Source organism: Candidatus Omnitrophota bacterium, from assembly GCA_030695905.1.
Taxonomy (GTDB): Bacteria; Omnitrophota; Gorgyraeia; order 2-01-FULL-45-10; family 2-01-FULL-45-10; genus CAZHPY01.
On sequence record JAUYOL010000024.1, the window covers coordinates 1 to 16,099 of the forward strand.

General features: G+C 45.4%; 11 protein-coding genes. All 11 read right to left on the bottom strand.

Translation table 11 applies throughout. The features are described 5' to 3' along the window. Positions 1-565: 565 nt before the first annotated feature. From Q8R38_03770 to Q8R38_03820, 11 genes are read right to left on the bottom strand one after another with little or no spacing between them, the layout of a single operon-like run. Positions 566-1,771, bottom strand: a complete 1,206-nt coding sequence (locus Q8R38_03770; GenBank protein ID MDP3791145.1) for an electron transfer flavoprotein subunit alpha — start codon at positions 1,769-1,771, stop codon at positions 566-568. Between the two features lie 2 nt (positions 1,772-1,773). Next, positions 1,774-2,556 carry an electron transfer flavoprotein subunit beta/FixA family protein gene (locus Q8R38_03775; GenBank protein MDP3791146.1) on the bottom strand — a complete coding sequence of 261 codons (783 nt, stop codon included), beginning with the start codon at positions 2,554-2,556 and terminating at the stop codon, positions 1,774-1,776. 2 nt (positions 2,557-2,558) lie between these two features. After that, positions 2,559-3,719, bottom strand: a complete 1,161-nt coding sequence (locus Q8R38_03780; protein ID MDP3791147.1) for an acyl-CoA dehydrogenase family protein — start codon at positions 3,717-3,719, stop codon at positions 2,559-2,561. A 43-nt stretch (positions 3,720-3,762) separates the two neighbouring features. Beyond that, positions 3,763-5,019, bottom strand: a complete 1,257-nt coding sequence (gene fabF, locus Q8R38_03785; GenBank protein MDP3791148.1) for a beta-ketoacyl-ACP synthase II — start codon at positions 5,017-5,019, stop codon at positions 3,763-3,765. 7 nt (positions 5,020-5,026) lie between these two features. Beyond that, a complete protein-coding gene (gene acpP / locus Q8R38_03790) occupies positions 5,027-5,266 on the bottom strand; it encodes an acyl carrier protein (GenBank protein ID MDP3791149.1) in 240 nt (79 codons plus the stop codon). Between the two features lie 38 nt (positions 5,267-5,304). Beyond that, positions 5,305-6,045, bottom strand: coding sequence for a 3-oxoacyl-[acyl-carrier-protein] reductase (fabG, locus tag Q8R38_03795; protein ID MDP3791150.1), 741 nt, complete (start codon positions 6,043-6,045; stop codon positions 5,305-5,307). Between the two features lie 52 nt (positions 6,046-6,097). After that, positions 6,098-7,417 carry a tRNA (N(6)-L-threonylcarbamoyladenosine(37)-C(2))-methylthiotransferase MtaB gene (gene mtaB, locus Q8R38_03800; protein ID MDP3791151.1) on the bottom strand — a complete coding sequence of 440 codons (1,320 nt, stop codon included), beginning with the start codon at positions 7,415-7,417 and terminating at the stop codon, positions 6,098-6,100. After that, the gene (locus Q8R38_03805; protein MDP3791152.1) at positions 7,401-8,147 is read right to left on the bottom strand and encodes a 16S rRNA (uracil(1498)-N(3))-methyltransferase; all 747 of its coding nucleotides are present in this window, start codon (positions 8,145-8,147) and stop codon (positions 7,401-7,403) included. The genes mtaB and Q8R38_03805 overlap by 17 nt, the downstream gene beginning before the upstream one ends. Positions 8,148-8,154: 7 nt before the next feature. Continuing rightward, the gene (locus Q8R38_03810) at positions 8,155-9,093 is read right to left on the bottom strand and encodes a hypothetical protein (GenBank protein MDP3791153.1); all 939 of its coding nucleotides are present in this window, start codon (positions 9,091-9,093) and stop codon (positions 8,155-8,157) included. After that, positions 9,083-10,576 carry an AmmeMemoRadiSam system protein B gene (gene amrB, locus Q8R38_03815; protein ID MDP3791154.1) on the bottom strand — a complete coding sequence of 498 codons (1,494 nt, stop codon included), beginning with the start codon at positions 10,574-10,576 and terminating at the stop codon, positions 9,083-9,085. Before amrB ends, Q8R38_03810 begins: the two co-directional genes overlap by 11 nt. A 43-nt stretch (positions 10,577-10,619) precedes the next feature. Then, on the bottom strand, positions 10,620-15,968 hold the full coding sequence (locus Q8R38_03820; GenBank protein ID MDP3791155.1) for a GNAT family N-acetyltransferase: 5,349 nt from the start codon (positions 15,966-15,968) through the stop codon (positions 10,620-10,622). Positions 15,969-16,099: the final 131 nt, after the last annotated feature.

The following is a 16,099-nucleotide window of genomic DNA, read 5'->3' on the forward strand; positions in this document are numbered from 1 at the left end:
TATCTTTCACGCCCCCGCTTGCTTTGTTCCGGAATCACAAAGTCAAATCAGCGGGGGCTGGTAACCCCATCCCGTAAACACTCGCCGCCTTATTGAACCCACCCTCAAGGCTTATCCCTCGCCACCCGTAAAGATTTTCAGTTCATGCAATGCAATAACCTAAGCCTACAGTTATGGGAAGCACAATAAAAATGTTAGGTCTTTTGTGATGACGAAAAACGGTTAAAAAGGGCCGAGGATGTTCGCTTTCGTTTTAAACTTAGGCGATCCCGCCGCTTTTTGGCGGGATGAGGCCCCGTTTAGGGGCCGAGTTCCGCAGGCCCCCGTTTTTCGACAGAACAAAAGACCGACCCGGAACGAAGTGAAGGGGAACATTTTTCCTGCCACCTATACATGGCTGTCTTGCATAGTTATTTAGGTGGCTTGTGCTGACCGTAACCGTAGGCTTAGGTTTGGATCCTGCAAGGTACCCCATCCCTCGGAGGCTGCTGTAGGTGGAGAAAATTTTTAGGGATCTACTTCTTGAGGACGCGTTTGTCCGCCATAAGGCGGCGGACCGAAAGACTTACTTTTTCAGCAGCTTTCGGAATTCTTTGGTGAGCGCTGGGACTACTTCTAAGATGTCGCCCACTATGCCGTATGTGGCGACTTTGAATATTGGAGCGTCTGGATCTTTATTTATGGCGACGATGACCTTTGAGGACTGCATTCCTATGAGATGCTGAATCTGGCCGCTTATGCCGCAGGCTATATAAAGCTTCGGGCACACCGTCTTGCCCGTCTGCCCTACCTGATGTGAATACGGCATCCATCCGGCATCAACCGCAGCGCGCGAGGAGCCTACAGCGCCGCCTATAACTTTGGCAAGCTCTTTTAAAACGCCAAAATTATCCGGGCCGCCCATGCCCCTTCCACCCGAAACTATTATATCCGCCTCCGCGAGATTAATGGTCTCTTCCAACTCTTCTACCATATCTATTATATTGGTTCTTGAAGTAAGAATATCGCCTGAATAGCTTTTCTTTATCACTTCCGCCTTGTTAGATTTGTCGAGTTCGGGTTCCTTCATGACCTTATGACGCACTGTTGCCATCTGCGGCCTGTGATTCGGGCTTACTATAGTCGCCATAATATTTCCGCCAAACGCCGGACGGGTCTGAAGCAGTAGCCTTTCCTTCTCGTCTATATCGAGCCCTGTGCAATCCGCCGTAAGGCCCGCGTCTATCGTTATAGCTACACGCGATATGAGACTCCTCCCTATAGTTGTGGCTCCACAAAGTAAAACTTCCGGTTTGTATTCTTTCACCAGCTCAACCAATACTTTTGTATAAGGATCGTCCTGATAATTTTTCAATTCAGGCGCGTCTACCAAATATATCTTATCGGCCCCGCGCAACTCAAGATCGCCTACTTTTGACTCTACCTTATCTCCGAGAAGTACCGCGCATAACTTCCCGCCTAACTTTTTCGATAATTTTTTTCCTTCACCAAGAAGTTCATAGGATATTGTCTGTATAACACCCTTCTTCTGCTCGCAGAATACCCACACATTCTTATAGGCGCTTAGATCTTTCTTTGCAACCGCACTTTTTTTCAGAACTATCGCGCTGAATTTACATGAATCGACGCATGCGCCGCAAAGATTGCATTTTGACAGGTCTATTACCGCTTTCTTATTTTCGACCTTCAGCGCGCCAAATGGACAGGCGCGTACACAAAGTGTGCAACCTGTGCATTTCTCCATAAGTATTTTTATCTTCGCATCATCCATATTTAAATTACTACATCCTTTAATAATTCCGCGAGCTTGCCGGTGATATCGGCTGTGTCGCCCTTTAAAATCTGGCCACCCTGTCTGGGTGGCGGAGTGAATATCCTCACTACCCTCGTAGGAGATCCATCAAGTCCTATATTTTTTGGATCGGCATTTATGTCTACGGCTGTCCACTGCGTAATTTTGGCAGATTTCGATCTCATCATGCCTTTCAATGACGGTAATCTTGGAGTGTTTATCTCTTTTACTACTGTGAACAGGCAAGGAATAGGCGTCTGGACAACATCGTAGCCTTCTTCCATCATTCTTTCCACTTTTGCCTTATTGTCTTTAATGTCCTCTATCTTCTTTACATAAGTTACCTGCGGTATGCCAAGATGCGTAGAAATGCCGGGCCCTACCTGCGCGGTATCCCCGTCCGATGCCTGCTTGCCGCATAATATAATATCGAAGACGCCTATCTTCTTTATGGCGCATGAAAGTGTGTAGCTCGTCGCCCACGTATCGGAACCGGCGAATTTCCTGTCGCTTACCAATATACCTTCGTCACAGCCGAGCGATATCGCTTCGCGCAGTGCCGTTTCAGCCTGCGGCGGGCCCATGGTAATAACGGTTATTTTGCCGCCAAATCTCTCCTTTAAGCGTATGGCTTCCTCTATAGCATAAGTATCGAAAGGGTTTATTACGCTTTCAACGCCTTCACGTATAAGAGTATTCTTGACAGGGTCTATCCTTACGTCGGTAGTATTAGGTACCTGTTTTATGCAGACAATTATATTCATTGTTATTTTGAAGCCCTTAAGCTTTCTTTTATAAGATGAGCGGCTATGACGTTGCGCTGTATCTGGTTGGTACCTTCATATATCTGGGTGATCTTGGCATCCCTCATGTATTTTTCAACCGGATATTCCCTCATATAACCGTACCCACCCAGTATCTGGACCGCGTCTGTTGTGACCTTCATCGCCATATCGCCGGCAAATAACTTTGCCATAGCTGACTCTTTAGCGACATCTTTTATACCTGCGTCAACCATCCTCGCGGTCGCATATACCAAAGCCCTGGCGGCTTCTATCTGCGTGGCCATATCGGCAAGCATGTGTTGTATTGCCTGGAAGCTCGATATCGGCTGGCCAAACTGTATCCTTTTTCTCGCATATTCCACAGCATGATCAAACGCGCCCTGTGCTATACCGACTGCCTGCGCGGCAACGCCCGGACGTGAATTATCGAATGTCTTCATGGCAACGATAAAACCCATGCCTTCTTTAGATATGAGATTCTCCTTCGGAATCTTACAATCTGTAAATATGACTTCTCTGGTCGCCGATGCGCGGATACCTAATTTCTTTTCTTTCTGCCCAAATTCCATTCCTTTTGTGCCTTTTTCTACTATGAATGCGCTGGCGCCTCTCGCTCCTTTGTTTTTATCGGTCATAGCTATTACTGTATAAACTTCGGCCTCACCCGCGTTAGTTATCCACTGCTTGGTGCCGTTTAAAATATAATGATCGCCTTCTTTTTTCGCAGTAGTTTTTATACTGCCTGCGTCAGAGCCCGCCTCGGCTTCTGTTATACAGAATGCCGCAAGCCGCTTACCCTTTGCTATATCCGGTAAATATTTCTTCTTCTGCTCCTCGCTCCCATGTAGCAATATCGGAAATGTTCCAAGGCCTGTTCCGGCAAAACCTAATGCAATACCACCGCAGGCTCGGGACAATTCTTCGGTCACAAGGGACATTTCAGTTATGCCGCCGCCAAGCCCGCCGTAGGCTTCCGGAATATACACTCCAAATAAGTCGCTTTCGGACAGTATCTTCATTATGGGCCATGCGAACTCTTCGGTCTCGTCATAATGAGCCGCAACGGGTTTTATCTTTTCCTGCGCTATTTTGCGCGCCAGGTCCCTGACCATTATCTGCTGTTCATTAAATAGATAATCCATAAAATAGTCTCCTTATATTTTTCTTGTGTAAGGAAGGAAGTTGCTATGTATATTTCTTTACAACCAAAGTCGCGTTATGCCCGCCAAAACCAAGCGCGTTCGAAGCGGCCACCTTTATCTTATGCGCCCGAGGTTTATTCGGAACATAATCGAGGTCACATTCGGGGTCAGGTGTATGGTAATTTATAGTGGGCGGTATTATCCCATGCTTTATTGCCAGAGCGCAGGCTATTAATTCGACTCCGCCTGCCGCTCCAAGAAGATGGCCCATAACAGACTTTGTCGAACTTATCGCCAGTTTCTTCGCGTGGGCGCCAAATACCTTTTTTATCGCAAGTGTCTCTATCTTATCATTATATAAAGTAGAAGTGCCGTGCGCATTTATATAATCTACATCTTCCGGCTTTACACCGGCATCTTTTAATGAAGCGTTCATGCATCTCACGCCGCCATCACCTTGCGGATCAGGCGCTGTCATGTGGTAGGCGTCTCCGCTCATGCCATATCCGGCCATTTCACAATATATATGAGCATTGCGCTTTAGCGCATGCTCTAATTCTTCCAGCACTACTATACCGGCGCCTTCGCCCATTACAAACCCGTCTCTGTTCTTATCGAACGGCCTCGATGCTTTCTGCGGATCATCATTACGCAAGGATAATGCCTTTAGCGCGCAAAATCCGCCAAAACCCATCACCGTAATGGCAGCTTCGCTGCCGCCGCATATCATGATATCAGCCTCACTACGCTGTATTATCCTGAATCCATCCCCTATAGCATGATTACCTGTAGCGCAGGCAGTCCCCACCGCTGAATTAGGCCCTTTTAGCCCTAACGTGATGGATATTTGGCCCGAGGCCATATTGATAATCAGCATTGGTATAAGAAATGGGGAAATTCTACCCGGACCTTTTTCAGGGCCCAAGGCTATGTATTGCCTGTGTTCGGCTTCCACTGTATGCAGCCCGCCTATACCTGAGCCGACCAACACGCCAAATCTGTTGCGATCTGTCTTTTCAAGATTTATCTTGGCATCGGTCACTGCTTTTTTAGCGGCTACAACGGCGAACTGTACAAATCTATCCATGCGCCTGAGTTCTTTGGCCGATAGATATGGCGAAGGGTCGAAATCCGTTATTTCGGCTCCTATCTTACAGGTATAATGGGTGGGATCAAAACGTGTCAGCTTTTTAACGCCGCTTTTACCTTCCAGGAGGGAGTTCCAAAACTTATCAATGGTGTGGCCTATAGGACTGACTGTTCCCAAGCCCGTTACGACAACACGTCTTTTTTTAAGCATTATAGGTCTACTTGCCGGCCTTCTCTTCGATATATCTCAGAGCATCCCCGACAGTCGCGAGCTTCTCGGCATCCTCATCCGGTATCTCTATGCCAAATTCCTCTTCCAGTGCCATTACAAGCTCTACTGTATCAAGAGAATCTGCTCCCAAATCATCGACAAATTTTGCGCTATCAGTTACTTCCTCTTTCTTCACCCCAAGCTGCTCAGCAATGATCTGTTTGATCTTGTCCTGAGATATCGCCATTTTACCTCCCTTATGTTTATAATGCCTTTTTTATCTACCTACATTACCATTCCGCCGTCAACCGTGATCACTTGTCCGGTTATATAGGAGGAATCGTCACTCACTAAAAATAAAGCGAGATTCGCCACATCATTAACACTTCCCATCTTCCCCATGGGAACATGTTTTAGCATCTCGCTCTTTACATTATCCGGAAGTTTTGCCGTCATGTCCGTCTGTATGAAACCAGGCGCTATGGCATTTACTCTCACGTTCCTGGATGCAAGCTCCTTAGCTACCGTCTTCGTAAGAGCAATAAGCCCGCCTTTAGAGGCGGCGTAATTAGCCTGGCCGGCATTGCCTATCAAACCTATGATTGAAGCCATATTAACGATCCTGCCGTCCCTCTGCTTCATCATGATCTTTGCCGCGGCCTTGGTGCAGATGAAAGCACCTTTAAGATTGACGCCTAAGACCGCATCCCAGTCTGCTTCCGACATTCTGACCAGAAGCGTGTCTTTTGTTATGCCAGCATTGTTTACAAGTATATCGATTTTTTGAAATTTGTCAAGGGTTTTTTGGATGAAGGATTCGACCTGATCGGCCTTTGTCACGTCCACAATGCCTGTTATGCACTGCCGGCCCAACGCCTCTATCTCTTTCTGCGCTGCGGCAAGCACATCAGGGTTAACATCGCACAGGGCCAGATTGCATCCTTCCCCGGCAAATACCATGGCTATCGCTTTTCCTATGCCGCGGCCGCCGCCGGTTATAACCGCTACCTTATCTTTAAGTACCATGTCAACCTTTCTTTTTAGAGTTAGAGGTATTTTAGCCACAACTCAAAGTTTGTCAAGTTTTTTCTGCGCCTAACGTGTAAGTAAGATTCAATTCCTCTATCTTAACGGGAACGATCGTCTTCATCAGCGCGTCCGGCCCGTCGAACATCACCCTTATATAATTATCAGAGTATCCAATTAGTTTGCCGGAATGCTTCTCTCTCTTGGACTCCACCAGCACATCCAAACTCTTATTGCGGAATGGCTCCCTATATAGATAAGAGGCCGTGATGGCAGTTATCCTCATTCGCTGGAGACGGCTTTTAATGACATCCGGGGAAATATCCTCGGGCATATTACAGGCCACCGTCCCGTCCCTCTTACTGAAAGGAAATATATGCGTTCTTGCGGGCTGTATCTCCTTAATAAGGTTAACTGTATTACGGAAGCTCTTATCGGATTCGCCGGGAAAGCCCACCAATATATCAGTCGTTATTCCTACTCCCTCTATTCCTCTCTTTACCTTGACAATAAGGTCCTTTAATTGTTGAGCGGTATAGGGCCTATTCATGCTGGCCAATATCTGGTCATCGCCTGATTGAATTGGTATATGAAGATGCCTGCATATGCGCTTATTTTTAGCGATAAAATCGATAAACTCATCCGTAACATACTTGGGCTCAATAGAGCTAAGCCTGATCCTAAAGTCTCCGTTAATATTATTCAATGCCTTTAAAATATCTATAATGCTCAATTTTCCCTGAAAATCACTTCCCCAGGCACCCAGGCAGATGCCTGTGAGGACTATCTCCCTAAAGCCCTTTGAAACGAGAGTGCCCACCTCTTCGACCACATCCTTTAAAGGCTTTGATATCGATGGGCCTCTAACATAAGGCACTTTACAATAGGCGCAAAAATTATTGCAGCCATCCTGTATCTTCACGAATGCCTTGGCATGGTCTTTGAAATCGGTAATGCTTAGGAAGCGATGAGGTTCGTCGTACGTAGCGCACCGCCGCGGTGTCACACCGCGGCGGTGGCCTGTCAACATCTCCGCTATTCGAGGCTTGTCCTCATTCTTAATTATATTTGATATGCCCGGAAGAAAAGAGAATGCACCGGCATCTTTTTCGGCGCAGCAGCCGGTTATGACTATCTTTGCTTTTGGATTAGTCTTATGAAAAACTCCTGTCCAATAACGCGACTCCGTATCTGCCTTATGAGTAACGGTGCAGGTATTGATTATATAAATATCGGCGGTCTCTTTTGACAAGCACTCCCTGAAACCCGCCTTAACCAAAATCTCCCTCATCGCCTGGGATTCATACTGATTCACCTTGCACCCGAGAGTTTTTATAAAAAACCTGTAACTGGGGCTATTCTTGGTATTCATAATTGATCATCGAAATTGCGGCAAGTCCTGCGGTGTCGCTTTTTAAAACCCTTGGACCCAAATTTACCGTCTTAAAACCCTGCCCTTGGGCGCTCTTTATCTCACCAGGCGTAAAATCGCCTTCCGGGCCTATCGCAATAGCTATCTTCCCTCCCAGACACGACTTTAACGCATCTTTAAACTTGATGGCCTTGTCATTTAGCGCCGCTATCAGTTTCAGGTTGTACACCGTCGCGGTGTATGACACCGCGGCGGTGATAGCGTCTTTAAACTCTATGATTGGGCTTATTTCCGGGATATCCGTCCTGCCGCACTGCTTTGAGGCCTCCAGGGATATCTTCCGCCATCTCTCTACTATACTCGCCCTCTTCGAATCGTTCCAATCCGGTATAGTGCGCGCGGTAGTGACAGGAATTATGCTGTCCACGCCCAGCTCCGTTGCCTTTTCTATTATATAGTCCATCTTCTCTTTTTTGGGTATAGCCTGTATTAACGTTATGCTATATTTTGCCGAAGGGTTCAAGTTGCGGACTTTTACGATCTCTAAAGACAATGATTTACGGCCGGCTTCTTTAACAACACCCACATACTCTTTACCTGTGCCGTCAAATACAACTACTTCGTCAGAAATATTAAGGCGCATCACATCGAGTATATGATGCGCCTCTTTTCCGCTTATCAATATCCGGTTACCGCTTACCGCTTCTTTTGGAACATAAAAACGACTCATTTATCTGCTATCGCTTCGCTTTAGCGGCCTTCGGAGTCGTTACTATGCCCTTCTGCGGAACTATAGGGGCCATAACGGTAAACTCAATTATCAATTCTTCGCCTGGGTTAACCATAACATCTTTTTTGCTATTTTTGGGCGACGACAGGACGTCTATATTATACTTACCTTTTCCAATCTCTATCGGCTTGTTGGACGTAGACGAACTCACTGTTTCATTGGTATCGGCCCTTGCTACCTTTACACTGCAACGCACTTCCTTATTGTTTTCATCAACGGTCCTTATTAGCAATGTTCCGGTTAAACAACCTAAGTCAACTATCGACTCTTTGCCGGCTTCCACTTTTATATCTTTCTTATAAAATCTGGGAGTGGTCCCCACTTCTATGTCATAAACACCGGGGACTATCTCAAGCGCTTTATTTGTCATGAACGCGGTAACCATCTCATTAGTCCTGCCGTAAAGTATTCTTAGCGGATAATTGGCGGCGGCCTTTCTGGCATTAACTGTCTTCACCGTCATCGCGCCGGTTACGCAGCCGAGGTTTTCTACAGTCTCCTTGCCCTCATTAACTTTAACATTTTTATATATCTTCTGCGGAACGGTATCCACTTCGATATCATATACTCCGGGCAATACTTCCTGCGTCCTGCCTCCCACAGTCGACGCGGCGTAAACGCTCGATTTCGAATCGACCACCTTGAACGCTTTGACTCTCATCGGAATTTCAGCGTTCTTGAAATTAAAAATTTTCACGGTGAGAGCGCCCTTGCCTTTTGAAATAGCTTTTTTTGCCGCAGGCACTTTTTTTAGATCTCTCTTAACCTGCGTGGCGGGAACCGGCCTTGAGCCTTTGCCGGATGAGAGCATTGATTTCGCAACCAGAACAAAACCTATGAGTGCTATTGCAATGACTATTGCCATGATCAGCTTTTTATTGCGCATCCTTTTTTCCTCCCTCTTCGCCGAATACTTCGGCGGTAAATGTATAAAGTTCTGTTGCCGGATCTTTCCATGCGTCCGGCGATAGGCCCGCTTTGTGAGAGCATAGGCTTGTTAAAAACTCTTCTTTTCCCCAGCCGGTTTCGTCCGCTACCTGAGGCAGATACACGCCGCTTCTTAAACCTTTTCTTACTATAACACCATGGCCGGGCACCTTTATTTCGTCGGCGCTGGCAACCCTTTGCAGGGGAGAAAGTACGGATATTTCTATATCTATTTTATCAATTTCAGACGGTGAAAGCCTATGAAATCTCGGATCGCCGGTCGCGGCTTCTATCGCCATATCGGCTATAGTCTGATATAAAGGGCCCTGGCCGACCATATTCCCGATACAGCCGCGCAGCTCGCCTTTTTCATGCAGGGTGACGAACGCGCCCAGAGACTGGTTCAAGAGAGGGTCCTTTTCTGAAAAAACTTTGCGTTTCCCATATTTTACAAAACTTATTATAGATTCTCTCGCTATTTGCAGCAACCTTTTCCTTTGGATATCATTGAGCATGTTCGATTTAACTTTCTGCGCCACGTCATTGTTCTTATACACCGCCCCGGCGTAATACCCTACAACACGGCTCTTGTCACCAGTTATATCACCGGAATCGGCATATTTCAATTCTTTTATTCTATCATATCCTAACTTTTCCGCCACAAGTAATGACGCTGTAACAGGCATAAGGCCGCATAGCTCGCAAATACCGAGCTTGCCTTCATCATAAAATTCCTTGGACTTTAATTTATTCAGCGTCCCTATTGTATACCTGTCTATCTTATTTGCCTCATCATGCGAATGATAGTGCGAGAGATCCGTAGATGCCACTATCAATATGTCATTGCGAGGAGCCGAAGGCGACGAAACAATCTCCGCAAGCGTCAAGGCCAGACTTTCGGCGCCTGTGTAATCCTGCATCCCAAAAGCGATGGGCACGATCTTTACATCTTTCAACACCATCTGTATAAACGGTATCTGCATCTCTATGGAATTTTCTTCTTTAAAAAGGTCCGGATTAAACTTTACGCGCGGATTTTTTTTAATTTCATCCGCGAGCGCCTCGTCAATTTGAATATCTCCGAGAGGTGTGCGCCAGAAACCTTTATCATAAATAGCCATGCCATTGAAATATTTTCCATGGCTAAAACCTAAAATAATGACCGTCTTTATCCTTTTTCCTTCAAGAAGCTTATATCCGTAAGCGGCAACAGGGCCCGAATATATATAACCGGCATGCGGAACTATAAGAGCGAGGATATCTCCTTCCAATTTGTCAGGGCTGGCAGCGTCGAGATAACCTTGAAGTTGTTTTTCTAATTGAATTTTTGAAGCAGGATACCATGATCCGGCAAGATCGGACTCTTTAATTTCGGCGGCATAGAGTGGCTCTGCATACAGAAGCAGTGTGAAAATCGTGAGGGAAAGCAATGATCTGCGCATTGAGTAATATTATCATATATATATGCTGAATGCAAATCGAAGGTTAGAGCGATCTCCATGTTTCGATCATGGCGTTAATATTCTCCTGTATCTCCTCAAATCTTATCCTGGCGATAGGCGGGATCATTATTTTGAACGTATAGTCCTTGAAGAAATTCATCGGATTATTTTTTGCTGCCGTCAGTAATTCGCTTTGAATATCTTCTGCCGGCAATCCCGTGACAAGGCCCATTGCCTGCGAAAACGCTTCAATAGCCCCCCTGGCTGCTTCGTTTTGCAGATTATTGTTATCGGGCTTCATGAGTTGCTCTACAAGATTTATTCTTGCCAATCCCAATACCGTGACGTCCGAATATGGCATCATATAAACCCTGCCGCTATCCTTTTCAAAATCCTGAATAATGTTCAGCATAGCTCTCTCGGCTAAGAATTTTTCTACCGACTTATCGCTAAGCTGTTTTTTAAGTTCGGCATCTTGCTCCAATGCTTGCAAAACAGACGCGCTTATCGCGCAATATACCCTTTCCTGCGGTATGCCGGATTGCGCCTGCGATGCTATCTCCAGGATCTTGTCTTTTGCCCTATCGACACCTATAGAGTGTACTATGTTTATATTGCCGGTTCCTATGCCGGAGCTTTCATTAATAAACCTATTAGCTTCGACTCGTCCTTTCACTATCGCCGAGCTTGCCTCTAATTCCGTGAAATACTTTCCGCTTTCATCCGTAGGCGTTGCCCCCAAGACATACATATAGCATGGCTTTCCGCCCAATAGATTGTGGAACAATAATCCGACAATATCTTTCATCTTCTGTAATATGTTTCTCTTATTTTCTTTTCTTTCATTGTATGATATGAGGCCTTTTCCCGCGGATACAGTAATCGCTTCGCCCTCTATGCTTAATACGGGCGCGCGAGATTCAAGCTTGGCGATCGGAGCAACTTGAGGCTGTAAGGGATTAGAAAACGGCTGTATTGAAAGCTCCTGCAAAAAGTCTTTATCGGCAACCACATTCCGCTCTTGTCCCGCGGCTTTAAAGATCGAATCTATTTCCTGCCAGGTGAGACATAGTAACCGGGACGTACCCTTCTGTGGAAGCAAGTCATCCGAGCTTGGCTCACCGGCATCTATTCCTATACCCTCGGACATCATTATCGCCGTCTTTACTGTGCCCTCTTCCATATTCAGCACATTTTCACTGTTTTGAACCGGAAGATGCAATACGCGACTATTGCTATGTCTTTTTATAAGCCGCTCTGAAATCTTACGCGCTATTTCCGCACCCAACGCTAAATCGTCGTAAGCAATAATGAATGTGGACTCTTTACTTCCGACGCCTTTAAAAAATTTATCCAACTCTGAATTAATATATTCGGACAAGTTATTATCTGCCTGCTCTTCTGTCTGATCCGGCCTGTAGAAATCATCATAGAGCAGTACAAAGTGAACGAGGTGATTTGTATATGTGCCATCGGCATTTTTTATCCTGCAGATTATGGGCATGCAAGAGTGGCAACCGGCGGTACCCAATATATCCTTGCTGTTAGACGGGACCTCTTTATTGTGAACATTTATTATACGCCTGCCGCCTATTATCTCCACCGAGTCAACTTCCCTGTATCTATTTTTTCGCAACTCTGCAATAAACGAATCCACGGAATCAGCGATCCTACTCTTGGCAGATTGCAATACTGACGGCGCTTGCCCCGCCTGTGGTGGGGCTTGCGGCTGCGTACCCTTCTCCCCTCCGGGTGGGTAAGACGGTTCCGCTACGACAGGAGGCTCTAATAACTGGGCATTAGCGACCGCGCCTCCGCCCACTATGCCGAATTTCCCGGTTACAGGATTTCTTATTGCCCTAACGTTGGTTCCACTTAGCACAATTGTATCACCATTTTCATATAGCCACTGTGAAGGGCGGGACCCAAATTTAACCACGCCGCCCATATCAAACCACTCTACTGGCGATCTTGTCTTATCTTCTATGATATGCATTGTATATGTTTGGAGCATGTAATCGGCATGAACTTCGAGGCGCCAATCTCTGTCATGGGATGGAATAGATCTATCGAGGAAATAGTGTTTAACCTTATCATTTCTGGTAACGGCAATAAATTTGTTAACACCGGCCTGGCGTAAACATCTTACCGCTTCATCAAGCAGATCACTGCCGATATATCTTCCCTGCCATTTGGGCGACACCCCAACAAGATTTATACAGTTATGAATTCTTTCTGGATCAATGAGCACGGTCGTGAAGCCGGCAATTCCCCCTTCTCTCACGGCAAGGAAGACGTTGGTCGCTCTCATTTCCTGAATCGTCATTTCTTTTAATTTGTCTCTATTGGATTTGACTTTCATGGACTCTATATCTATTAGTCCGGCATCACGATGAAGTTCGGTTTCAATTCTGATATCCGTGAGCGCTTCCGCAACGGCTTCCAATAACGCCGCATCGCCGCCGCAAATCGCTTCCGCGTCATATATTCCGTCTTTAAGCGCTTTCAGCTTCTCATTCAAACTCTGGACACCGGTTTTCTCGGAGATGGTTACCGCCGGCGTAATCTCACCTATAAGATGATACATGCCCTTATCAGCATACGGCATCTCTTTTTCCAATTCATCTACTGGAATTTCGCGCGCATTGAAATTTTTTCGGAACCAGTTATACACAGTTCCCTCCCGCTCCACGAAAGCTGCCGCTATCTTATAGCCTACACAATGATCGCGTATAACCTTTGCAATATTATTGAACGTCTTCGACATGAGCCCCTGGCCGCGCAATTCACTGACATGTTTTCTGCCAATTGAAATGTGGTAAAAATAAACCGCTTTTGCTTCCGGATGAATGGAAAAATTCATAAGAAATTCATAACTTTCAAGATTTACAAATCCATTATGAATAAGTCTCGCATTTTCTCTGATATAACCTGCCCTGTCGATGACCATCCTATGCTCTGTCCGATTCGATAGCATATTATTAACTATCACGCATACGAATTTTTCATCTGAAATACCGGCCAATTGGCTTAGCAATTCTTCAGCGTTATATATATTTAAAACCAACGGGACTTCCCCATTATTAAGGCTTATAAATTTATTCCATAGGTCATCACCTATCCATGACTCCCTGCCTAAATTATCTATTTTGGCTTCAGCTATAGCATCTTTGAGAGCAACTAACAGTGCCGCCTTGTCTTTATCGGAGATTGCAAGACCATACACTTTGCCTGCCAACATAACCGGATCTATCTTCCCAAAAATCTTCATTATTGCTTCATATGAAACCGTATCATTTTTATCCAACAGACGTAATAATATGGCTTCGATTGCGCCGACATTTTCAGCGATATCTATCGGGCCGGAAGCTTCAGCAAGTTCTGTGAGTATTTTTTTCTGCTCTTCAGCGCTGATCCCACCCATACCTATAGGCGGCGCTTGGGGTTGTATAACCGTCTCCCCTCCGGGTGGGTAAGACGGTTTTGCATTATTTTCCCACAATATATACACTTCTTTTAACGGATATGGTTGAGGTACATGATTCCACCGCACCTCATCAGTAAGCATTTTCTTGTTAGCGGCATATTTTCTCATAACTATTTTAGCTATATCAGCCCTGTTAGAAAGGATATTCTTTTCTGTGGGAATATATAGGGCTTGGAAACCGCCTGTTCGGGCTACTTTTTTCAGCGCGTCTTCTATTAATGGATATACTTCTTCTGCCTTAACCTGTGATAAAAATTCCACACTTGGCTCTATCCCCGGAACAGTAAGTACCCACTCACCGTTTATATCTACCCGGAAGAGGTGTACAAAACCTACCGCCTGATGTGTATTTTTATCAATCATAGCAAGAAGCATAAAATTATTATCCTTCCAGAGCTCTATATCCGTAGCGACGCAGACACCGGCATTCAGTCCCCACAGGCCGTAAGGAATGCCTTTTACTATTCTGAATTCAAGAGATACTTCCCCATGTTTCTGAGGAGAGAATTTTGCTTTTTCTTTCTGTATTTGACCTAAGGGCTCTGCGAATAACGCTTCTATGATATCAATTTGCGCCATACGTTTTGCGCCGGCGGGCACTATGCGTATAATCTCTTTAAGATCGTTATCCTGAATGAGAGGGACGATCTTTGTTTCCAATTCCTGCCGCTGGAAGCGGGTAAGCATGTGGCCCACTCTTGCCCGCCTCTCTTCAATAGATAATCTTTGATTCATCCAGATACCGCTAAGCTGCGAGACTAACACCTTGGGGTTACTTACTACCTCTTTGGCAGTCGCACCCGTTAAAGGAAGATCCGCTTCCCGCAGTTCTTTTAAAACCTGCCGTAACAGCGATATCAGGTTATCCTTATCCATAAACAGGCTTTCAAGCAGAGCCAGCGAGCCATATCCTTCATTTATTGCGTCAACCTTCTCTCCCAGGGCATCGTTGTGGCTGACCCAGGCAAAGAATTTTTCCAAAACATTATCTTTCTTTGCGGGATCGGAGAAGCCCTGGAACCAGTCTTTTAATGCCCTTATTAGCGCTTCTTTGTCCTCTTTTTCCTTCCCTATCTTCTCTTCCCGGGAAAGATTTCTGTCCTGATAGCGTAGCCTATTTACGATATCTACGATTTTACCTTCAGGGTCATGGACCTGCCCGGCCTTCAAAAGATAATCAACCAGTTCAATGGCTTTATTCTCCCCAAAGTCAGTGTTACGCAAAATCTTCGGAATGTTCCCCCTCCTGTCTCCGGCCTCGCGGAACTTTCTGAAGAGGCCAAGGATTTCATATTTCTTAACAAAGGAGGCACCGGATGAAGGAATAGCAATTTGCACCGAGGCAACCAGGGCTTCTTCGAGCTCCTTGTTATCGTTGATACCTTTTACCTGTAGCGCATCCATCAGGGTAATTAATGCTGCCTCACCGATGTTATCGCTGGATATTTTAGCGGCAAAGGCCATTACTTCTTTTAAGCCGTCTTTTCCTTCCTTACGATACAATTTAAATAAACTCTGATTAAAAGAACGCGTGAATTCTACAAAGGAAAAAATAAGTTCTTTTTCTTGAGGAGGCAGATTGTTATCGATGTAATTTTTTTCCACTGCTTCAATTATACCTTCCAATACCTGCAGACATAGACGCGGTTCTTTACGGATTACTTCGATGTAAAAATCTGCCCAGCGGAAAAACTCAAGCCCTCTATCCTTTATTAGCGGCAGATACTTACATGTAAATAACTTAAGTATTCTTTCTCTATTATAATTATTGGTATCCTGAGCTAAAGACTCAAGTTTACTATCTATATCTATCCATCGGGATTTGAATTCTTCAGGGGTGAAGAGATCTTTTAATACTGGCAGGGTGCCTTGGAATAGATATGGTGCACTTTCACCAGAGGCCATGCCTAAACGTACAAGGTCAGGCCAGTATAGCTTGAATTCTTCATGGGTGAAGAGCTCTTTTAATACTGGCAGGGTGCCTTGGAATAGATATGGTGCACTTTCACCAGAGGCTATGCCTAAACGTACAAGGT